Here is a 22,002-nt window from a genome sequence, read left to right as displayed (position 1 = left end):
TCGAAGATGAGGGCTTAAAGACGTGGAAAAATGACGCGGGATTGAAGCTTGAGACAATGTAGGAAGGGCCTCACAGGTCTGGCATCGGTCGACGCAGACCCAGCCCTGAGGTTGTTCGCGGCCCGCGGCCGCGAGGTGCCATCCGGCAACCGAGAGCACATCAATCGCTGTCAGTCGATTTTCCAGCGCAACGGAAGATGAAGCAGGCCGTTGACCATGCCTGAGGCGCAACGAGGTGGGTCTTCTGCAACGAGTTCGAACTCCGGTATACGCTTGAGCCATTCCTGGAGGAAAACCTTGATTTCCATCCGGGCCAGAAATGAGCCGGGGCAGCGATGAGGACCATTTCCGAAAGCCGCGTGCAACACCGGCTTGCGCTCGAAATCGATGGCCATGGGATCACTGAATCGCCGCTCATCAAGACCAAACAGTGCGTTTGGCACCTGGATAGGGTCGCCGCGCTTAAGGTATACACCATTGAGATGCATATCCTCGACCACTACACGCGCCGTGTTGGTCACGCCGTGCCGCCTGACCAACTCGTCCACCGCCGTCAGTATGAGCTCGGGCTGTTCGACCAGGCGCCTGCGCTCGACAGGATGCTCGGCCAGGTAACGGCAAACAAAACCCATCATGGCCGCCACCGTATCCAGCCCACCGAATATCACCACCACAAGCAACCCGAACATGCGCTGCGGCGCAATGGGCTCTCCATCGACCTTGGCATTGACGATCAGGCTGATCAAGTCGGTTCCGGGTTTGTGGCGTCGGTTCTCGATCCATTTTCCGATGTAACCCGCCAGCATCTGTTGGGACCGATGGCGCTCCTCGACGGTGCCTCGCACAGCCAACTCGGTCATTTCCAGCAGCTGCAGCCGGTCCTCCTGGGGCAGGTCAACCAGTCGCAGAAAAATCACGATCGGCAGCATCTTGGCAAACTCACCAATGAACTCACACTCGCCCTTGCCCGCAAACCCCTCGATCAGTTCAACCGTCAACAGCCGTATATCGCCTTCCATTGCAGCGATGGCTTGGGGCAGAAATGCAGGCGTGATGAGCGCACGATAAGCACTGTGCTCTGGCGGATCGAGCTCCAACGGCACCAGCGCAGGATCCTGTCCCGGGGGGATGTTCACCCGCGCATGAGAAAAGCGCTGATGGTCTTTCTGTATGACTTCGATATCGTCGGCGCGAGTGGCAATCCAATGCCCACCGTTGTAGGGCGACCAGACGATGTCGGGTCCGTTGTGCAGGGCCTTCCAGGCCAGGTGAACATCGGCGGTCACATTGGGAGGGTTCATGAAATCGAAATCGACGACACGGTCGCTGGGGACATGTTCGGGCACGGTCCAGGTAGCAGATGCATTCATTACAGCCTCCACGGATGTTGCTGTTAGGTTATCGGGGGCGGGTATCAACGAGGCCTCGTTACCCGCGGCGAAGCATGTCCGCCGCCTGACGAATGGACTGGGCTATGGGGTACAGCGGGTCCTGGTCGATTGACGCGGGATTGAAAAGACGGTTGTGACAAATCGCCACCGCCAGGTTCAGGTCAGGATCGGCCCAGCCAATCGAGTTACCCTGCCCCGGGTGACAAATGGCTCTGGGGTTTTGCACGCAGCCAACCGGAGGATGATCGCCCCCCAGCCAAAAGCCACCCTCGGTGATCGGAATTGGGAAACCGAACATCACAGCGTCGGGTTCCGCGCTATTGGCACGCGGTGCCCTTATTGCCGCCACACGCTGCGCCGACAACAAGCGCACGCCGTCTAGCTCCCCGCCGTTAGCCAGCAATGCCCAGAAACGCGCTTGGGAACGGGCGGTGAAAATGCCGCCGACCCCGGCGATCTCCGCTCGGCGCACGTCCGCTCGCTCGAAGACTTGCGGCACGAGCGCAACCTGCGGCGGCATGGACGCCAGGAACAGGGGCGGCAGGTGTTCGGGCGGCGTGACGAGCATGGCATCGATCTGCTTCGCAACGCGGTGCTCAACGGCGTCGGGCAGGCCGATCCACAGGTCGCGGATGCCCAGAGGTTCGGCGATCTCCTCGCGCACGAACTGCCCCAGCGAGCGACGACCGGGATCTACACGACGCACCAGCTCGCCGATGATCCAGCCAAACGTCATGGAGAGGTAGAGCGTTCTGGTACCGGGCTCCGCCAGCGGCTCCAGGTCGGCGATGGCGCGGGTCATCCAGTCCCAATCACACATCCGCTGCGGCGTCACATCCCTCGGCATCTGTGGCACGCAGGCGCGGTGAGTGAGCACATGGCGCACCGTGGTCGCCGCTTTGCCCTTTGCCCCGTATTCCGGCCAGTAACGGCTTACCGGCGCGTCATAGTCGATGTGCCCCCGCTCTGCCAGGATGTGCAGGGCGGTCGCCGCGACCGCCTTGGTGACCGAGTAAACGTTGAACAGCGTGTCGCCGTCTACAGGGCGCAGGTCTTGCGGGTCTGCAATACCACTCCAGGCATCGACGATCAATTTTCCATCCAGATAGGCCGCCACCTGCACACCGACCTCACCGCCTTTGCCGGTAGCATTGTCCAGCGCGCGTTGCACGATCGTCTGCACGCGCGGATCGAGCTTCTGCTGCATGTCTACCTCTCCAATTTACGACGGGTTGAGTAGTGACCGGAAGCCTGGTAACCGAGGAATCATTGAGCATCTTCAAGGATCAATTGCGCGGCTCGCCATGCCATGGCCATCATCGGCCCATTGGTATTGCCGGACACCATCGTCGGGATAACCGACAGGTCCATGACACGCAGCCCTTCTACCCCCCGAACCCGTAGCCTGGGATCCAGCACCGAGTCGTCGCGCGACCCCATCGCACAGGTCCCACAGGCGTGATAACCAGACTGCCCTCGCTGGCGGAACTCCTCGAGGATCTGCTCGTCGGTCTGCACCTGCGAGCCTGGATAGGTTTCGCCCTTCACCAGGTGCCTCATGGGCGCGCTGTGGACAATCTTGCGCATGAAGCGAAAGGCCCCGATAGAGACCTGCCGATCGTATTCATCGGCCAGATAGTTGGTGACGATCCGGGCAGGCCGACCGGGATCAGCAGATTCGATCGTCACACTGCCCTGGCTGCGTGGACGCAATGGATAGGAAAAAAGCTGCATGCCGGGATCAGTTTCGCAACGATAGGTTGGCGCGCCAAAATCCATCGAATAGGGGGCCATCATCAACTGCGCATCCGGCCGCTCCAGGCCCGGATGAGTTTTGAAGAACCCACCCACCGGAAAGGGGCCGAGGGCCATGACTCCACTACGGGTGAGCGCGTATTGAACGGCATTCTTGAACAATCGGGCGCCGGAAAACTCGCGGTTCTGGCTCTCGTGCCAGTCATGTAACCTGAGTTGCAGGTAGCACAGAAGGTGCTCACGCATGTTTTGCCCGACCTCCGGGCTATGGGCGACGACCGCGATACCCAGCGGCTCCAGCAAGGCTCGGTTGCCGATGCCGGACAACTGCAGCAAACGCGGCGATTCCAGCGCTCCTGCACACAGAATGACCTCTCGCCGCGCGCGGTGGATGCCGGGTTCAGCCGTGCCTTCGCGGGCACTCACACCGATCGCCCGGCGCCCGTCAAAAAGAACCTTCTGCACCTGGGTATCGGTCATGACGTTGAGGTTGCGCCGTTTGCGCGCAGGCTTCAAAAAGGCTTGTGCGGCGCTCTGCCTCACGCCTCGCGACAGTGTATAGGTGAGGTAGGCAACACCTTCGTGGTCCAACTCATTGATATCTTCCTTGCGCTTCAAGCCCAGGGTTTCACAGGCCTCGATCACGGCATCGCCCACGCCTGTGCGCCGAGGATAAGGAGCGACCTTGAGCGGGCCTTCATCCCCCCTGAGCGCAGACGCGCCCAAGGCGTGATTTTCAATGCTGCGAAACGCCTTGGCCATGGTCTCCCAGCCCCACCCGATCGCCCCATTGGCCGCCCATTCGTCATAGTCCGCGGGATGCCCGCGCATATAGACCATGCCGTTGATGGCACTGGAGCCGCCCAACATCTTTCCGCGCGCCCATATTTCCTCGCGGCGCCCACTCGCAGGGTCCACGGTAACGGGAAGGTGCCAAGCGTGGTTGGGGTCGCTCAGCAGCTTGCCAAAGCCTCTGGGCATCCGCACCAGGGGGTTACGGTCGTCGGGCCCCGCCTCTATCAGCAGCACGCTGTGTCGTCCACTGGCGGACAATCGATCGGCCAGGACACAGCCAGCGGAACCTGCTCCGACAATGATGTAGTCAAAATCGCTCATATTTGATTGGGCTCGTTTTGCCGCACCGGCGAGTGCCAGGCGGCACGACTGACGGAGAGGATGCTCAACCGAACTTGACGTGGATCGAATGCGGTACGCGCATCATGGTCCCACGCGTCTGCGGTGCCGGCTTATCCGGGTCCAGGCGCAGGTTGGGCAAAAGGTCGAGGATGGCATTGAGGGCCCGGGTCATCTCCACCCGCGCCAAGTGCTGTCCGATGCACACATGTGGACCGAAAGCGAAAGCAAAATGCCGATGCTGCGGCTTGCGAAAAATGTCGAACTTGTCCGGCTCGGGGAATTTCGTCTCGTCGCGGTTGGCGGAGCCTGCGACGACGTCGATGAAGGCGCCTTGGGCAATGTCCACTGAACCCAGCGTCACAGCCTTGCTCGCGTATCGAGACTGCATCAGCACGGGGCCGTCCCAGCGCAGGGCCTCTTCAATGGCCTGAGGTATCAGGGAGCGATCCTCTCGGACCGCGGCGAGCTGTTCTGGATGATGCAGCAACGCACTCAGTAACACACTGGTGGCACGGTAAGTCGTGTCGCCAGCCGCATTGACCAACTGACGGAGGAAGGAAATGAGCACTTCTTCGGGCAAGTATTCTCCGTCTACTTCCGCCAGGGCCAAATTACTGACCAGGTCGTCACCCGGATTGCGCCGACGTTCGGCTACAAGATTTTCGAAATAGGTACCCAGCTTGCGTGAGGCCTCGGTGCCATGGGCAACGTCCACGGCGACGACCGTCTGGGCGATGGCCATCTTGTGGAAGATGGCGACATCTTCCGGCGGTAGCGCCAACTGGCGGTAGATGATCTGGAAGGGATAATGCAGGGTGAAGTCCTGAACCAGATCGGCCTCGCCCCGATCGACAAACTTGGCCATCAGTTCGTGAACCACCGGATCGACCAGTTTGTCGCCCCATGCAGCGACCGTCTGCGGCATGAATGCTTTTTGAAAAATTCTACGGAAACGCGGGTGCTCGGGGACGTCCATGGTGGAGATGCTGCGCCCGAAGCTGATCCCCAAATTGTAGGTGTAGCTGTGGTTGGTAAATGTCTTGGGATCCCCAAGCACTTGCGCCACCTCATCGTAGCCGAAGACGCAATAATGCTGAGCCTGGGCAGGGCTGGTGATGTCCGGCGCAAGCCCCATCATCACTCGATAGTCTCCCTGATGAACACTGGCCTCTCGCCTCAGCTGCGCGAGCCTTGGATACGGATCCGGGTGATCGCCAAATACCAGTGCATCCTCCATGAATGGATCGAAGGACGGATCATCAAACGGCTCGATTGGCTGCACCCTGCTCATCACTACAAATCTCCGGCGTGTCCATAGTAGTCAGCTACCGCACGATATCCGCGCTCGAAAGCCGGAACGTGCTTTTCGCCACTCTAGGCAACCGCCGTAATGGGATAAACCCACATAAACCAACAACATCTTTCAATGAAATTGAATAATGCCGCGCTGTTCAAGCGGCATACTTTGTCGTGACTCGAGCGACGCGATGGGCGGGTTTCGAATAAGTCACAACGCCACGTACGTGGATCAAGTCGTCGATCAAAGGTGTCGATATGAGCGAAGTACTTTCAGGCACTGCCATCATCGTGGGCGCAGGGCACGCCGCCGGTGAATTGGCAATCCATATGCGAGACAACGGCTGGCGAGGCCGAATTTCTGTCATCGGTGAAGAGTCGTCCCTCCCCTATCATCGCCCGCCGTTATCGAAAGCTTACCTGGCAGGCACCGTCACTGCTCAAAGCCTGCTGATAAAGCCAATGGCAGTCTTTGAAAGCGCGAACATCGAGTTCATCGGAGGCGTAAGGGTCAACGCCATCGATCGCGCCAGTGCCAGGGTCCACCTCGCCGATGGCAGGACAGCGCACTACGACCGACTCATTCTGGCCACGGGAGGAAGACCACGCCCGCTGCCAGTGCCGCGAATTCAACAAAGGACCCCGGACAACCTCCATTACCTGCGCACGCTCGCGGATGTCGATCGCATGCGCGAGCAGTTCAAACCTGGCAAGCGCCTGGTGATCATTGGCGGTGGCTACGTTGGCCTCGAGGTGGCTGCCGTTGCAATAGAGCGCGGGCTGCACGTCACGATCCTGGAAGCACTGCCGCGCGTGCTGGCTCGGGTCACTGCCCCCGAACTGTCGGCTTTCTACGCCGCGCAACATCGAAACGCGGGCGTCGAGATTCGCACTGACACTCAAGTGGAGGACGTCCAACTGGATCCTTCAGGTAATACCATCACCACGGTGGTGTCCGTCGATGGCAGCTGGGTTGAGGCTGATCTCGTCGTGGTCGGTATCGGTCTTGTCCCCAACGTCGAGCTGGCCTCAGATGCCGGCCTGGCAGTAGACAACGGCATCCTGGTCGACGAGTTCGGTCAAACCAGCGACCCGAATATCTATGCCGCCGGTGACTGCACCAACCACCCCAATCGCTTTTTTGGGCGACGACTGCGACTGGAGTCGGTGCCGAATGCCCTGGAGCAGGCGCGCTGCGTCGCTGCGTCAGTCTGCGGCATACCCAAAGCCTATGCGTCCGTCCCATGGTTCTGGTCGGACCAATACCATCTGAAGTTGAAAATGGTCGGTCTGTCCCAAGGCTATGACCAGTTGGTGATGCGCGGGACGACTGAAAGCGAATGCTTTGCCGCCTTCTACTTGAAAGACGGTTACCTGCTGGCGGTCGATACGGTCAATCGCGCGCCCGAATTCATGTTGGCCAAGCGGCTGATCAGCGAACGGATCCGTGTCGACCCGTGTCGCCTGGCTGACGAGGACATCCCTGTCAAAGACTGGCTGACCCATCCCTGACATTTCCCCGCGAGGTTACCCATGCCAACGATCATCTTCATCCAGCCAGACGGCAGCGAACAGCGCATCGATGCACCGCTCGGCCTGTCGGTCATGCAGGTCGCGGTCAATCATCAGGTTCCCGGCATTCTCGGGGACTGCGGCGGCAGTTGCAGCTGCGCGACCTGCCACGGCTACGTCGAGCGAGAATGGGCGCAGCATATGCCTGTTGCCGAGCCCTATGAAAATGACATGCTCGCCTGCGCGGTCGAAGTCACCGAAAGCAGTCGGCTCAGTTGTCAGATCATCGTCACGCCGCAGCTGGATGGGCTGGTGATCCGGCTCCCCCCGACATCACGCTGACCTGAGCGTGCGAGTCCCCCCGACAACAAAAACAAAGCGAGACCACACATGACTAATATTGACTTTACCCACCGCGTCGCCATTGTCACCGGTGCAGGCGGTGGCCTGGGTCGCACCTTCGCCTTGGAACTCGCCGCCAGGGGTGCTGCAGTGGTGGTGAATGACTTGGGCGGTCGGTTCGACGGCCAAGGCAGTTCCCATGGGATGGCGGATGAGGTCGTGGACGCCATCCGCGCGGCCGGCGGCAAAGCTGCCGCCAATTATGACTCCGTCAGCAGCCGCGCCGGTGGCGAAAGTATCGTGCGAACAGCATTGGAAAACTTCGGCAAGGTCGACATCGTCATCAACAACGCCGGTCACTTGCGCAACGCGTCGTTCGAAGACATCGATGACGAAACCCTCGATTCGCTTTTGGATGTGCACCTTAAAGGCGCCATCTACGTCACCCAACCTGCCTACAGGATCATGAAGCAGCAAGGCTACGGCCGAATTTTGTTCATGTCCTCCGGGGCGGCCGTTTTCGGTAATCCCAAGCAGGCGGCGTATGCCGCCGCCAAGGCCGGACTGTTGGGCGTGATGAACGTGTTATCACTCGAAGGCAAGGACCACGGCGTGCTGTGCAACGCGCTGCTTCCCGTCGCCACCAGTCGCATGGAGGCCGCGATGGACCCTGAACAATTGGCCGCGTTTACCGCCCAATATGCGTCATTGGGCGAAAAACTGGGCAGCTCCTACTTACCCGAGTTTGTCACGCCGCTTGCGGTCTACCTCGCGAGCGAATCCTGTACCAGCACTCGCGCAATCTATTCGGCGGCCCTCGGTCGATATGCGCGAGCCTTCATTGGCGTGACGGACGGCTGGGCCGGTCCGCGATACAAGCCGGCAACAGCCGAGGGCCTGGCCGAGCATTTTCTGCGGATCGGGGACGTGGGAGCGTTCAGCATTCCGGATTCCCTGTCCGACGAATTCTCGATTATTGGCCGCACACTGGGTCAATCGCTGTAACATGCTATCGCCCTGCGGGATCCAGGGCGTTCTGTTTCGTTGGAGATGAACGTGGACAAGCTACGCAGCATGGAAGTCTTCATGGCGGTGGTGGACCATGGCAGTCTCAGTACCGCAGCGACGGCGCTGAGTCTGTCGCCGTCGATGGTCTCTACCCATTTGAGCAAGCTTGAGCGCGCTTTGGGCGTGCGCCTTCTCAATCGCACCACACGCCGCATCAACCTGACCGACGAAGGCTCGATCTATTATTCGCATTGCCGGCATCTGCTCGATGAGCTCGCCGACGTAGAGTCCCTGCTCTGCGGTTCGCAAGTCCAGCCGCGCGGAAGGTTGCGTGTAGACGCCCCAAGTATCATTGGCCAATACCTGGTCGTCCCCATGCTTGACGCGTTTCGCCAGCGTTATCCGGACATTCAGCTGGACTTCTCGGACTCCGAGCAGCTCTACGATACGGTCGAAAGCCAGCATGACGTGATCATCAGGCTCGGTCCCCTGGGCGACTCGAGCATGATCGCGCGCCCGCTTGGCCACACTCCCCTGCTCACGGTGGCTTCGCCGCGCTACCTTGCAACACGTCAAATGCCACAGGTTCCGGAAGACCTGCGCGCCCATGACTGCATCAGCTACCGGGATACACGCACCGGCCGGATGCATCCCTGGTCGTTTGAGCAGCATGGTCATCGCAAGACGCTGGACCTGCCAAGCAACCTGTCCATCACACAAGGCTGCATCCAGATAGAAGCAGCGCTGAGTGGTCAAGGCGTCATGCAAGGCATGGGGTTTTATCTGGAGGAGCACCTGCGCAGCGGGGCGCTCTGCCAGATCCTGGCGGATTGGGTAACGGACGCCCCAACCATGGAAATGCTCTACCCGCAGGGGCGCAGAGCGTCACGCAAGGTACACGCGTTCGTCGATTTCATGCTTGAACACTACCCAGCGGGCAGGCCCATTGCAGCGCCCCCACGTTCTGCGATTTGAAATCGCGCCATACGCAAAAATGCTACCCGCTTGCGATGTGATGCAGTCCCGGTATCAAGCCGGCGCCTGGGCGGAAAACATCTGACGAAGCGCGATTTTATTGACCTTGCCGCTTGGAAGGCGCGGCAGTTCGGTCACGAAGTCCACGCTGGTCGGCCGCTTATAGCGCGCAATCCGTATTCCAGAAAAGTCGATCAACTGTTCAGCGGACAACTCGGCATCCGCCTTCAGCACCACGACTGCCTTGACGGTCTCGCCCCACTTCTCGTGTGGCACACCGATGACCGCCACGTCGCTAACATTCGGATGAAACATGAGCGCCTGCTCGACCTCCTGGCAATAGATGTTTTCACCGCCGGAAATGATCATGTCCTTCTTGCGGTCAACCAGATACAGGAATCCCTGATCGTCGCGCCACGCCATGTCACCGGTGCGTAACCACCCATCACGCAGCGCTTCGAGCGTGGCGGCATTGTTGTTCCAGTAATAAGCCAGGTTGGCGGGTGAGCGGATCCAGATCTCACCCGGTGTTCCGTCAGGGCAGTCCTGCTCGTTGTCATCCACGATACGGATGTCACAGTAGGTCATGGCCTGCCCGATCGAGCCAAGACGGCGCAAGTCTTCCTCGCTTCCCTCTAGCTTGTGCAGATGCCGGGGCAACACCGTACCGCTGGTCTCGGTCATGCCCCAGGAGTTGACGAATATGGGCCCCAGTAATTCCACCCCGCGTCGCAAGACCGCGACTGGCATGGGCGCGGCGGCATACAGGATGGTTTCCAGGCTCGACAGATCGTAGTCGCGGATATCGGGAAGCTCCAATACCTGCTGCACGATGGTCGGGGCCATGTGCACGGTGACCACGCGCTCACGCTCAATGGTGCGCAGCACTTCGCGGGGCTCGAATTTACGATGCAGGATCACGCAGCCCGCATTCCAGAACTCCGATAGCATCATCGACAGCCCGCCGGCATGAAACATGGGCATCATCACAAGCACACGCCCGTTGATGCGGATGTCCATCACGGCGGCCTGGTTTTGCGCCAGGGCAAGATCGCCTCGCTGGCTGCGCGCTGCCCCCTTGGGTCGCCCAGTGGTGCCGCTGGTGTAGACCAGATGCACGATATCATCGGGTACCGCTCGCATCGGCGCGCCAACGCTTTGCGCTACCGAAAGAGCTTCCTCGTAGGGCTGCGCCCAAGGTGGGCAGTTTCCGATGCACAGGTAGTGCTCGACCGACTTCAACTGCGGGCGCAGGGCATCGATCACATCGCTGTACTGATCTTCGAAAACCAGTACCCGAGGGGCGCTGTCCTGGAGGATGTATTCGATTTCAGGTCCTGCCAGGCGGAAGTTCACCGTGGCACAGATATAGCCCGTCAGCTGACAGGCCGCGTACACATCAAAATATTCATTGCAATTCATTGCCAGGATCGCAACGCGATCCTGATGTCGCATACCGCGAGCGTACAAGGCGGATGACAACCTGCGAGCGCGATCGAGCAGTTGCGAATAGGTGATGCGACGGTCATCGTAAACGACCGCTTCCTGGTGCGGAAACAGGCAAGCGTTGCGTTCCAGCAACTCACCGAGTGTTTTCATTATTATCTCGTATGCTGATGGTCCAGAGTCGGCAGTCAGGGGGGGCCCGCACCTGCCGCTCATGTAGAGGTCGCCGCGTTGTACCGGACCTGCGACGACCGTTAGCGTCAGGTTAGACTGCCAGTCAATTCCGGTACAGCCTCAAACAGGTCCGCCACCAGGCCGTAATCGGCCACCTGGAAGATCGGCGCTTCTTCGTCCTTGTTGATCGCAACGATCACTTTGGAGTCTTTCATGCCGGCCAGGTGCTGGATCGCGCCGGAGATACCGACGGCGATGTACAGCTGTGGAGCAACGATCTTGCCGGTCTGACCGACCTGCATGTCGTTGGGTACGAAACCTGCGTCGACGGCGGCGCGGGAAGCACCGACGGCAGCACCCAGCTTGTCGGCCAGGGCGTACAGATGTTTGAAGTTGTCGCCGTTCTGCATGCCGCGGCCGCCGGAAACGACGATCTTGGCAGCGGTCAGTTCCGGACGATCGGACTTGGCCAATTCTTCGCCGACGAAGCTGGAAATACCCGCATCGTGAGCAGCTGCAACGGCTTCAACCGAAGCCGATCCACCTTCAGCAGCAACCGGGTCGAAACCGGTAACACGCACGGTGATCACTTTGACCGCAGCGTTCGATTGAACGGTGGCGATGGCGTTACCGGCATAGATCGGGCGCTTGAAAGTGTCAGCGCTTTCGACCGAGATGATCTCGGAGATCTGGTCAACGTCCAGTGCAGCGGCAACGCGCGGCAGGATGTTTTTGCCGTTGGAAGTCGCGGCAGCCAGGATGTGGCTGTAGCCCTTGCCCAATTCGGCAACCAGAGGAGCAACGTTTTCCGGCAGCTGGTGAGTGTAGGCGGCGTTATCGGCCACCAGCACTTTAGCCACGCCCGCGATTTTCGCAGCGGCTTCAGCCACGGCACCAGCGCCTTGGCCTGCAACCAGAACGTGGATGTCACCACCGATTTTAACGGCGGCAGCGACGGTGTTCAGCGTGGCCGGGGCCAGCACTTTGTTGTCGTGTTCAGCAATAACCAAGATAGTCATTTAGATTACCTTCGCTTCGTTTTTCAGTTTCTCGACCAGTTCAGCCACCGACTTGACCTTGATACCCGCGCTGCGTGCAGCTGGCGCTTCGACTTTCACGGTCTTGTTGGTGGAGGCGGTGGAAACGCCCAAAGCGTCCGGAGTCAGCACTTCGAGAGGCTTCTTCTTGGCTTTCATGATGTTTGGCAGGGACGCGTAGCGCGGCTCGTTCAAACGCAGGTCGGTGGTGACGATGGCCGGCAGTTTCAGGGAAACCGTCTGCGCGCCGCCGTCGACTTCACGAGTCACGGCAACGCTGTCGCCGCTGATTTCGACTTTGGACGCGAACGTGCCCTGACCGTAGCCGCTCAATGCCGCGAGCATCTGGCCAGTCTGGTTGTTGTCGCTGTCGATGGCCTGTTTGCCAAGGATCACCAGCTGAGGCTGTTCCTTGTCGACAACGGCTTTCAACAGTTTGGCAACAGCCAGCGAAGTCAGATCTTCGGCGGATTCGACGAGGATGGCACGGTCGGCACCCAGAGCCAGCGCGGTGCGCAGTTGCTCCTGAGCGGTGGACGGGCCGACGGAGACGACGACGATTTCAGTCGCAACACCCTTCTCTTTCAGGCGTACGGCTTCTTCCACGGCGATCTCGCAGAATGGGTTCAACGACATTTTGACATTGGCAAGGTCGACACCAGAGTTATCCGGTTTGACGCGAACCTTGACGTTGTAGTCGACCACACGTTTCACAGCTACAAAAACCTTCATCGCAACCTCGCAAATATACGAACGACATTCACAATGATGAATAACGTTTGGCGCATTGTCAAACGTTCGCCTCTATGATCCGAGCGCCTGGTCGAACCACTCGTCCTATTCCGCTGGCAAACCTTCACACACCTGCTATTTATATTTACAAACGGCGTTCAGTTTTGCTGAGCGCTGTGGCAAGATCAAGCCAGCGCCTGAGATGTACTCCCAGAGACCACGCATCTCGACAGAGGGCCAGGCGCTACTAATTCCAATAACACTGCTAAAAGCAGGTATGAACGACATGAAACTATCCTTACCCGTTAGTGTTTCGCTGTTCATGTTCGCCCTCATCGTTGGCGCGCATTTCGTTATCGAAAGCCGCCAGGCTGAGCTTCGAGCTCGTGTCGAGGCTTGCCACCTCCATCCCTATACCTGCTACGCACCGACAGGCAGCCTGGCGATGCTCCGCTAGCGAGCCTGCTTTCGCTTGGACCACCACGACCCAGGGCCGCAATGCGGCCCTGGGTTTTGGTGCTGAATCGGATTGATTCCTGCGGATTTGCCCTACATCAATGTGCCATAACGTTCGACGTAGTGGTCGCTGTCGCCCCATGTCATATCAATCACGGTCAAACGCTTGAAGAACCAACCCACCGCGAGTTCATCGGTCATGCCCATGCCGCCGTGCAACTGCGTGGCATGTTGCCCGATCAAGCGGCCGGCGCGTCCGACCAAGGTCTTGGCGGCTGAAACCGCGCGTGCTCGATCATCGCGCTCACCATTTAGATTGGCCGCAGCGTAGTGGGTGATGGAACGTGCCTGCTCGCTCAGCCCGAGCATTTCGGCAACCCGATGCTGCAACACCTGGAAGGTGCCGATCGGCTTGCCAAACTGCTTGCGGGTCTGCAGATACTCGACTGTCAGTTCAATCAAGCGGTCCATGCAACCTACGGCTTCGGCACACAAGGCGAAGCAGGCACGATCCACGGCCCACTCCAGATCCTCCAATGCCTCATGCACCGGCCCCAGCAAGGCATCTCGAGCCACGTTGACGCCATCAAACTGCACCTCCGCGACACGTTGCCCATCCAGCCCGGCAAAACTGCGTACGATGACGCCGGGCGAGTTCGCATCAATCAGAAACAGACTAATGCCATGACGGTCAGTTTGCGCGCCGCCGGTCCTCGCGGAAACGATCAGCCAATCAGCAGAGTCACCGTGCGATACCACGCTCTTGCGCCCCTCCAGACGGAAACCGTCTTGAGTTTCGCGAGCAATGCACGACACATCGCACAAGTCGAATCGGCTCTGCGGCTCCAGCGTTGCCAGGCTGATGCGAAGTTCACCACTGGCCAACGTCGGCAACAAATGCTCTTTGTGCTGCACGCTGCCAACCCGCTGCAGCAGCGGGGCGCCGACCAGCGCGCTGGCCAGATAGGGCTCCAGAACGAGCCCCCGGCCAAATGCTTCCATCACCGCCAGCATTTCTTCGGCTCCAGCGCCGAGACCACCATACTGCTCATCGAGAGCGAGGGCTAACAGGCCAGTTTCAGCGAGCGCCGCCCAGTTGTCCTCGGACCAGCCCCGGTCGCTCGCAGCCGAGACGCGGCGCGCCTCGAAATCGCATTGGCGTTCGACAAAGCGGGCAACCAGGTCAGCGAGCATCTGCTGCTCTTCATTGAGGGAGAAGTCCATCGCAAAACCTCCGGGCGTATGCGCCGGTCAAAGGCCAAGGGTCAATTTGGCAATAATATTCTTCTGCACTTCGTTGGACCCGCCGTAGATCGAGATCTTGCGCCAGTCCAGATAGTGCGGCGCCAATGCGTTGAGCAATCGTCCATTGGCCGTGTCGATGTCGGCGTCACCTTCCAGTGCCTCGGGCACGAAGGGCACCGCATAAGGCCCGGCACACTCCATGATCAGCTCGGTCAGGCGTTGCTGTATCTCCGAGCCCCGAATTTTCAACAGCGAGGCCTCAATGCCTTTGCCCTGCCCCTTCCCTTCCTGGTCGATCAAGCGCAGCAACGACCATTCATGGGCGAGCAGCTCCATCTCTATGGAAACGACCTTGTCGCGAAACCGCACGTCTTCGAGGAGAGGCCGGCCGTGTTTTTGGGTGCTGGCGGCGATTTCCTTGAGCCGTCGCATGAACCGTTTGCAATTGCCCAGGCCGGCAATGTTGGTGCGTTCATGACCGAGCAGGTATTTAGCAATGGCCCAGCCCTTGTGTTCTTCACCCACCAGGTTGTCCCGAGGCACCCGGACGTTGTCGAAGAACACTTCGTTCACGTCGTGGCCACCATCGAGCGTTTTGATCGGACGCACCTGAATTCCAGGGGTGGACATGTCGATAAGCAAGAAGGAAATGCCCTCCTGCTGGCGGCCTTCGCTGTGCGTACGGACCAGGCAAAAAATCCAGTTCGCCCACTGCGCGAACGATGTCCATATCTTCTGGCCATTGACCAGATAGCTGTCGCCACTGACCTCGGCCCGGCAACGCAGTGCCGACAAATCGGAACCTGCGCCCGGCTCCGAGTAGCCTTGGCACCACCAGTCGCTCATATCCAGAATACGCGGCAGGAAACGCGCCTGCTGCTGCGGTGTGCCGAATTTTTGCAGCACCGGTGCGACCATGGACAACCCGAACGGCATTTGTCTTGGCGCACCTGCCGTGAAGCATTCTTCGTCAAAGATGTTGCGCTGCGCAGCCGTCCAGCCCGCGCCGCCAAAGGCAGCCGGCCAACCCGGTGCCCCCCACCCCTGCTGGTGCAGGATGCGCTGCCAACGCACATAATCCTCGCGGCCCAGGTGTTGAAAATTCAACACCCGATCACGGATGTCCGTCGGCAGTTCGCGCTCTACGAATGCACGCACTTGCAGGCGAAAAGTCTGATCTTCGGCGCTTTCACGAAAGTCCATCGGCCCATACTCCTCAATCGATCTCGATCAAACCGTTGTTCAGCACCACAGTGTCGCGACTGTCGATCCGCGCCCGCAGGTGCACCCGACCGCCCTCGCCGCTCCAAAACTGGAAGCGCAGCGTTTCACCTGGGTAGACAGGCGAGGTAAAACGCGCGGCCAAGCGCTTGAGCCGCGATGCTTCGCCATCGGCACAGCACTTGATCGCGGCGAAAGCCGCCATGCCGTAGGTGGCCAGGCCATGCAGGATCGGCTGTTTGAAACCCGCACGTGACGCCACCTCAGGATCGGCATGCAACGGGTTGGCATCGCCGGACAACCTGTAGATCAGCGCGGCCTGGGTAGGCGACAAGAGTTCATATTCAAAATCAGGCGCGCGATCCGGCACCGCCGGCAGGCTCTCTGGCGGTTCGTCACTGGCGCCGCCTTGCGCCGTATAACCACCATCACCACGCAGGAAGGACACCTGGCGCGTCTGGGCGATGCGCTCGCCACTGCCTGCGTCGATAATGTCGCGCAGCAGTTCGACGATGGCACCCTTGCCTTCACCCTTATCGCAGACTCGATTGACACGGGTACGGCTGATCACCGTTGCGTTGGTCGGCATCGGCAGAAACCAGCGGGTATCCTGCTCTCCATGAACAAGTTTGAGGTAGTTCACGCCGGTGTCAGGGTTGGTCATCCATGGCTTGGGCCAAGCGATTGCCGCCGCGAGCGTCGGCACCGATTGCAACTCTTTTTCATAGGTGAACCGCAGCTGGACGGGGTCCATTGGATCACCACCCACCCCGAGGCCGAGAGCGTAAAGAATGGTGTCGCGCTCCGTATAGCTGCGCGTGACCTCTTCGATAGGCCAGTGCTTGACGCGTTCATAGTTCAACATGGGGATCGCTCGCAGTTGGTGTCGGGCTCGCCCCAACGACAGCATCGATGGGGCTTGATGGCATTCAGCTCAGATGGGTTCCCAGCTGTAGACGTCGTGAGTCTGATGCAAGGGCAGGAAGCTTGAGCGCAGCGCGGGTATGGCGTGCTCGGCCACGTCGCGCGGGGTCCAGCCATTGTCACGGTGTACGGAACGGGTAACGCGCGGCTGGCTGACCAGCATGATTTCGTTGGCACGTACGTAGAAGATCTGGCCCGACACATCCTTGGCCTGGTCGGAGGCCAGGAACACCGCCAACGGCGCTTGACGCGAGGGGTGCATCATTCGCTCCATACGCTCGGCCTGCAGCTTTTTCTCTGGCGTGTCAGTGGGGACCGCGCCGATCATCCGGCTCCAGGCCGCTGGCGAGATACAGTTGGACCGCACGCCGAAATTGGCCATGTCCAGAGCGATCGCCTTGGACATGCCGACGATGCCCATCTTGGCCGCCGCGTAATTGACCTGACCGATGTTCCCGACCAGGCCAGTGTTGGACGTCATATGGATGTAGTTGCCCGAGCCCTGCGCGCGGAAATGCGGGGCGGCGGCGCGGGCCATGAAGAACGAACCATTGAGGTGCACATTGAGCACCGCCATCCATTCCTGCTCGTCCATTTTGTGGAACATGCGGTCACGCAGGATGCCGGCATTGTTCACCACGGTGTCGATCTGGCCGAACGTATCCATCGCGGTTTGCACGATTCGATGGGCCGAATCCCAACCCGCCACGCTATCGGTGCTGGCCACCGCTTCGCCACCCGCGGCCTTGATTTCATCGACCACACGCTGCGCAGGGCCTGCGTCCTGGCCTTCGCCATGAACCGAAGAACCCAGGTCGTTGACCACCAAGCGGGCACCTTCAGACGCCATTGCCAATGCAATGGCTCGACCAATACCGTTACCGGCACCGGTGACGACCACGACTTTACCTTCAACCATTCCACTCATAACGGATTCCTCTTGTTGTTAGATTGGACCACTGCCCCGCAGGAGCCCGTGGTCGCGAGTATTCAGAATTTATCGTCCGGGAACTGCGGTGGGCGCTTCTCCATAAAACTGGCGATGCCCTCCTTGTAGTCTTCCCCTTGATTGGCGATCGGCATATCGAGGCCGGCGCTCATCACCGCCTCATGACACGTCTGGAACGGCACCTCCCACAACTGCTGCTTCATGATGCGCATCGAGCGCGGCGAGCAGTTCTGCGCCAGGTCACGGGCGTAGGCATAGGTGTGAGCAACCAATTCATCGGCAGGCACTGCGAGGTTTACCAGGCCCATGCGCTCGGCCTCGCGGCCCTTGATCTTGCGTCCCGACAACAGCAGGTCCAGGGCATGCGCCTGGCCGACATGGTGTTCCAGGATCCAGGCCATGCCGTACTCGGCCGTCAGGCCACGACGGGCGAACGCTGTCGTGATCGTGGCGTCTTGCGCGGCAAACCGGATGTCGCAGAACAGTGCGTGGATAAGACCGATTCCCACTGTCGCGCCATTGAGCATGGCGATCACGGGTTTGGGAATGGCCGGGTAATAAGAGCATCGGGTCTGCCAATCGGCGCGCTTGCGCATGTCGAAAGGCCGCGGCAGCTTGGTCATCAACCCGTTCGGGTCGCCGCCAAAGCTATTGATGTCACCGCCCGCGCAGAAGGCCTTGCCGGCACCGGTGAAGACGATCACTCGCACGCCCGGGTCCGCACCCGCCGCTTGCATCGCGTCGTACACCTCCGTCGCCACCTGGTCATTCCAGCTGTTGAGCTGGTCCGGCCGGTTGATGGCGATGGTGGCGATGCGATCCTTGATTTCGTAGAGAATGCTCTCGTAGCTCATTCCAACCTCCTCAGAACGACCGCGGCAGACCGAGAATGTGCTCGGCCACGTAGGAAAGGATCAGGTTGGTGGAGATCGGTGCCACCTGGTACAAGCGGGTCTCGCGGAATTTTCGTTCCACGTCGTACTCGCAGGCGAAGCCGAAACCCCCATGGGTCTGCAAGCAGGCGTTCGCCGCCTTCCACGAAGAAGTCGCAGCCAAGTGTTTGGCCATGTTGGCCTCGGCGCCGCACGGCTGGTGAGCGTCGAAGAGTTCGCAGGCACGGTAGCGCATCAGGTCCGCAGCACGGATGTCCATGTAGGCTTCGGCGATGGGGAACTGGATACCCTGGTTTTTCCCGATCGGCCGATCGAACACCACGCGGTCGTTAGCGTAGCGCGTGGCACGGTCGACAAACCAGTAACCGTCGCCGATGCATTCTGCCGCAATCAGCGTGCGCTCGGCATTGAGCCCGTCGAGGATGTACTTGAAACCCTGCCCTTCTTCGCCGATCAGGTTTTCTTCCGGGATCTCCAGGTTGTCGAAAAACAGCTCGTTGGTCTCGTGGTTGACCATATTCGGAATGGGCCGCACATCGAGCCCTTTGCCAATGGCGTCATGCAAGTTGACCAGGAAGCACGACAAGCCCTCGGATTTCTTTTTCACATCGGCCAGCGGCGTGGTGCGAGCCAACAGAATCATCAAGTCCGAGTGCTGGACGCGAGAAATCCATACCTTCTGCCCGTTGACGACATAGCGATCACCTTTCTTTACAGCGGTGGTGCGCATCTTGGTGGTGTCGGTACCCGTGGTGGGTTCCGTCACCGCCATGGACTGCAGGCGCAACTCGCCACTGGCGATCCTGGGCAGGTACTGGCGCTTCTGCGCTTCGGAGCCGTTTCGCAGCAACGTGTTCATGTTGTACATCTGACCGTGGCAGAACCCCGAGTTGCCGCCATTGCGGTTGATCTCTTCCATGATCACCGACGCCTCGGTCAGTCCCAACCCCGAGCCGCCATACTCTTCCGGGATCAGCGCGGCCATCCAGCCCGCCTTGGTCAGGGAGTCGACAAACGCTTCCGGGTAAGTGCGCGCATGATCGATCTGGCGCCAGTATTCATCCGGAAACTCTGAGCACAGGCTGCGCAGGGAGTCACGCAGTTCGCGGTACGGGTCGTTTGCGTCATGTTTCATAGGATTCTCTCGTCGATTCAGGCGTCAGCGGCGATCAGTCCGCCGTCGCGCGCCAGCTGGGCTAGATGGTGGTCGGCATCGCCGAACAGGATTTCGATCATGGACAGGCGCCGCATGAAATGGCCCACCCGACATTCTTCGGTCACGCCGATGCCGCCATGCAGTTGCACGGCCTGCTGCGCCACGAAGCGCGCCGATCGGTTGATCTGCACTTTGGCCGCGGCGATGGCACGGCGACGCTCGAGCACGTCTTCTTCGTTGACCATCATGCTGGCGTAATAGGCCATACTGCGCGCTTGTTCGATCATCACCAGCATGTCCACCGCACTGTGCTGCAGCACCTGGAACGAGCCGATGAGCACGCCGAACTGCTTGCGCAGCTTCAGGTATTCCACAGTCATGTCGAAAGCCTGCTGCATCGCGCCGACGGCTTCAGCGCACAAGGCCGCAATGGCACCGTCGACGGCTTTTTCGATCAGCGGCAACGCCTGGCCGGACGTACCGAGCAGCGCCACCAACGGAACACGCACGCCATCCAGAGTGATGTCCGCGGCGCGCAAGCGGTCCTGGGTTTGATAACCCCTGCAACTCACGCCGACAGCCTTGGCGTCGACGACGAACAAGGCGATGCCATCGGGATCGCACCGCTCGCCGCTGACGCGAGCTGACACGATCAACTGGTCGGCGCAGTCGCCATGCAGCACGAAGCGCTTGCAACCATCGATGACCCAGTGATCCCGATCGCGGCGGGCACGGGTGTCGACGTCGCCCAGGTCATAGCGGGCTTGTGCTTCGCTGTGAGCGAATGCCAGGAGCCGTTCTCCGGCAATGAGGGGCGGCAGTATTTCGGCGCGCTGTTCTTCGTCGGCGGCGCTGGCCACCAGGCCGCCGGCCAACACCACACTTGCCAGATAGGGCTCCAGCAGCAAGCCACGGCCCACCGCCTCCATGACGATCATGGTTTCAGCGGGACCGCCTGCGAAACCACCGTCAGCCTCGGCAAACGGCAGGCCGAGCAGGCCCAGTTCGGCGTAGCTGGCCCAGAGCTCACGACTCCAGCCATCGGCCTCGCCCAAGTAACGCGCGCGCTGTTCAAAGCCATAGCGGTCGGCGACCAGACGGTCGACCGCATCCTTGATCATGCGCTGTTCTTCATTGAAATCGAAATTCATACTTAAAGTCCGAGCAGAGTTTTGGCCAGGATGTTGTGCTGGATTTCGTTGGAGCCCCCTACGATGGAGACGTGGCGTACCCAGTAGTAATTCGGCGCGATAGTGCGTGCCCAATCATCGTCGTGCTGCACCTCACGTTCACCCGTGACGAAAGCGTGGTCATATTCCAGGGCGTTGTACCCGGCGACCTCCATCAGTAGTTCTGTGGCTGCCTGCTGCAACTCCGAACCTTTCATCTTGAGAATGGAGCTTCTCGGATCCGGGCTGTGGCCGAACTTGTCGCTGTCGGCAATGACACGCATCTGCGTCATTTCCAATGCCTTGAGCTCGATTTCCAGGGCTGCGACGCGCTCGCGGAAGCGCGGCTGGTCTGCCAGTACGCCATCGCCGGCGGGCGTCTTGCGCGCCAATTGCTTGGCCCGGCGTACGCGGAATTTGGACAGGCCGACACGGGCGATTCCTCCCCGTTCGCTACCCAGCAGGAACTTGGCGACGTCCCAGCCCCGGTTTTCTTCGCCGATCAGATTACTCACCGGGATACGCACGTTATCGAGGAACATCTCGTTGGTTTCGTGATGTCCATCCAGGGTAACGATCGGGCGAATGGAAATGCCGGGCGTTTTCATGTCCATCAACACAAAGCTGATGCCCTGCTGCTTCTTCGCCGTGGCGTCGGTGCGCACGAGGATGAAACACCAATCGGCATGATGGGCAGTGGACGTCCAGAGCTTCTGACCGTTGACCACATAATGGTCGCCATCGCGCACCGCGCTGGTTCGCAAAGAGGCCAGGTCCGAGCCCGCGCCAGGCTCCGAGAAGCCCTGACAGAACCAGTAATCCATGTTCGCGACGCGTGGCAGAAAGTGCTCTTTCTGTTGCTGCGTGCCGAAGGCGATGAGCACCGGTCCGATCATGTTCATATTGAAGGAGATCGGCTCGGGCGCGGGCGCCATGTGCAGCTCCTCCTTGAAGATGTAATGCTGCGTGGCGCTCCAGGCCTGCCCGCCCCATTCCGGGGCCCAGGCCGGGCATGACCAGCCCTTGGCATTGAGAATCTGCACCCAATTGACCATTTCCTCCTTGGAGAGGCGCTGGCCATATTCGACCTTGCGCCGGATCGAAGCAGGCACGGCATTCTTCAGAAAATCCCTGACCTCATCGCGAAATGCCAGTTCTTCCGGTGTGAATCGCAATTCCATGGA

At 60.0% G+C, this 22,002-nt stretch carries 19 protein-coding genes; 4 read left to right on the top strand and 15 right to left on the bottom strand.

The window, feature by feature from the left end; genetic code table 11:
• Window positions 1-170: 170 nt before the first annotated feature.
• From AB7M26_RS18390 to AB7M26_RS18375, 4 genes are all read right to left on the bottom strand, one after another.
• Window positions 171-1,370, bottom strand: coding sequence for a cytochrome P450 (locus AB7M26_RS18390; RefSeq protein ID WP_429385625.1), 1,200 nt, complete (start codon window positions 1,368-1,370; stop codon window positions 171-173).
• A gap of 58 nt (window positions 1,371-1,428) precedes the next feature.
• Window positions 1,429-2,598, bottom strand: a complete 1,170-nt coding sequence (locus AB7M26_RS18385; protein ID WP_429385624.1) for a serine hydrolase domain-containing protein — start codon at window positions 2,596-2,598, stop codon at window positions 1,429-1,431.
• A 59-nt stretch (window positions 2,599-2,657) separates the two neighbouring features.
• The gene (locus tag AB7M26_RS18380) at window positions 2,658-4,262 is read right to left on the bottom strand and encodes a GMC family oxidoreductase (RefSeq protein ID WP_429385622.1); all 1,605 of its coding nucleotides are present in this window, start codon (window positions 4,260-4,262) and stop codon (window positions 2,658-2,660) included.
• 64 nt (window positions 4,263-4,326) lie between these two features.
• Window positions 4,327-5,574, bottom strand: a complete 1,248-nt coding sequence (locus AB7M26_RS18375) for a cytochrome P450 (protein WP_429385620.1) — start codon at window positions 5,572-5,574, stop codon at window positions 4,327-4,329.
• A 263-nt stretch (window positions 5,575-5,837) separates the two neighbouring features.
• Between AB7M26_RS18375 and AB7M26_RS18370 the strand changes: the two genes are divergently transcribed.
• From AB7M26_RS18370 to AB7M26_RS18355, 4 genes are read left to right on the top strand one after another with little or no spacing between them, the layout of a single operon-like run.
• Entirely contained in the window at window positions 5,838-7,091 is a 1,254-nt protein-coding gene (locus tag AB7M26_RS18370) for an NAD(P)/FAD-dependent oxidoreductase (protein WP_429385618.1), read from the top strand.
• A 21-nt stretch (window positions 7,092-7,112) separates the two neighbouring features.
• Entirely contained in the window at window positions 7,113-7,433 is a 321-nt protein-coding gene (locus AB7M26_RS18365; protein ID WP_429385616.1) for a 2Fe-2S iron-sulfur cluster-binding protein, read from the top strand.
• 48 nt (window positions 7,434-7,481) lie between these two features.
• A complete protein-coding gene (locus AB7M26_RS18360; protein WP_429385614.1) occupies window positions 7,482-8,438 on the top strand; it encodes an SDR family NAD(P)-dependent oxidoreductase in 957 nt (318 codons plus the stop codon).
• 51 nt (window positions 8,439-8,489) lie between these two features.
• Window positions 8,490-9,416 carry a LysR family transcriptional regulator gene (locus AB7M26_RS18355; protein WP_429385612.1) on the top strand — a complete coding sequence of 309 codons (927 nt, stop codon included), beginning with the start codon at window positions 8,490-8,492 and terminating at the stop codon, window positions 9,414-9,416.
• 54 nt (window positions 9,417-9,470) lie between these two features.
• On the opposite strand, the gene AB7M26_RS18350 is transcribed toward AB7M26_RS18355, so the two are convergent.
• The 11 genes from AB7M26_RS18350 to AB7M26_RS18300 form a co-directional block, all read right to left on the bottom strand.
• Entirely contained in the window at window positions 9,471-11,015 is a 1,545-nt protein-coding gene (locus AB7M26_RS18350) for a class I adenylate-forming enzyme family protein (protein WP_429385610.1), read from the bottom strand.
• Window positions 11,016-11,122: 107 nt separating this feature from the next.
• Window positions 11,123-12,055 (bottom strand): electron transfer flavoprotein subunit alpha/FixB family protein, encoded by a 933-nt coding sequence (locus AB7M26_RS18345; RefSeq protein ID WP_429385608.1) that lies wholly within the window; start codon window positions 12,053-12,055, stop codon window positions 11,123-11,125.
• Entirely contained in the window at window positions 12,056-12,805 is a 750-nt protein-coding gene (locus tag AB7M26_RS18340; protein WP_429385607.1) for an electron transfer flavoprotein subunit beta/FixA family protein, read from the bottom strand.
• Between the two features lie 549 nt (window positions 12,806-13,354).
• Entirely contained in the window at window positions 13,355-14,485 is a 1,131-nt protein-coding gene (locus AB7M26_RS18335) for an acyl-CoA dehydrogenase family protein (RefSeq protein WP_429385605.1), read from the bottom strand.
• A 27-nt stretch (window positions 14,486-14,512) separates the two neighbouring features.
• On the bottom strand, window positions 14,513-15,709 hold the full coding sequence (locus AB7M26_RS18330; RefSeq protein WP_429385604.1) for an acyl-CoA dehydrogenase family protein: 1,197 nt from the start codon (window positions 15,707-15,709) through the stop codon (window positions 14,513-14,515).
• 13 nt (window positions 15,710-15,722) lie between these two features.
• Window positions 15,723-16,592: a MaoC/PaaZ C-terminal domain-containing protein gene (locus tag AB7M26_RS18325; RefSeq protein ID WP_429385602.1), complete on the bottom strand. Its 870-nt coding sequence runs from the start codon at window positions 16,590-16,592 to the stop codon at window positions 15,723-15,725.
• Window positions 16,593-16,661: 69 nt separating this feature from the next.
• Window positions 16,662-17,579: an SDR family NAD(P)-dependent oxidoreductase gene (locus AB7M26_RS18320; RefSeq protein WP_429385600.1), complete on the bottom strand. Its 918-nt coding sequence runs from the start codon at window positions 17,577-17,579 to the stop codon at window positions 16,662-16,664.
• Window positions 17,580-17,641: 62 nt separating this feature from the next.
• Window positions 17,642-18,454 (bottom strand): enoyl-CoA hydratase, encoded by an 813-nt coding sequence (locus AB7M26_RS18315; RefSeq protein ID WP_429385599.1) that lies wholly within the window; start codon window positions 18,452-18,454, stop codon window positions 17,642-17,644.
• Between the two features lie 10 nt (window positions 18,455-18,464).
• Window positions 18,465-19,628: an acyl-CoA dehydrogenase family protein gene (locus AB7M26_RS18310; protein ID WP_429385597.1), complete on the bottom strand. Its 1,164-nt coding sequence runs from the start codon at window positions 19,626-19,628 to the stop codon at window positions 18,465-18,467.
• A gap of 17 nt (window positions 19,629-19,645) precedes the next feature.
• The gene (locus AB7M26_RS18305; RefSeq protein WP_429385596.1) at window positions 19,646-20,800 is read right to left on the bottom strand and encodes an acyl-CoA dehydrogenase family protein; all 1,155 of its coding nucleotides are present in this window, start codon (window positions 20,798-20,800) and stop codon (window positions 19,646-19,648) included.
• 2 nt (window positions 20,801-20,802) lie between these two features.
• Window positions 20,803-21,999, bottom strand: a complete 1,197-nt coding sequence (locus tag AB7M26_RS18300; RefSeq protein ID WP_429385595.1) for an acyl-CoA dehydrogenase family protein — start codon at window positions 21,997-21,999, stop codon at window positions 20,803-20,805.
• Between the last annotated feature and the right edge of the window lie 3 nt (window positions 22,000-22,002).

This window comes from Pseudomonas sp. F-14 TE3482 (assembly GCF_053629455.1).
The sequence above is the reverse complement of the archived record's forward strand: the minus strand, read 5'-3'. Positions and strand labels throughout refer to the sequence as shown.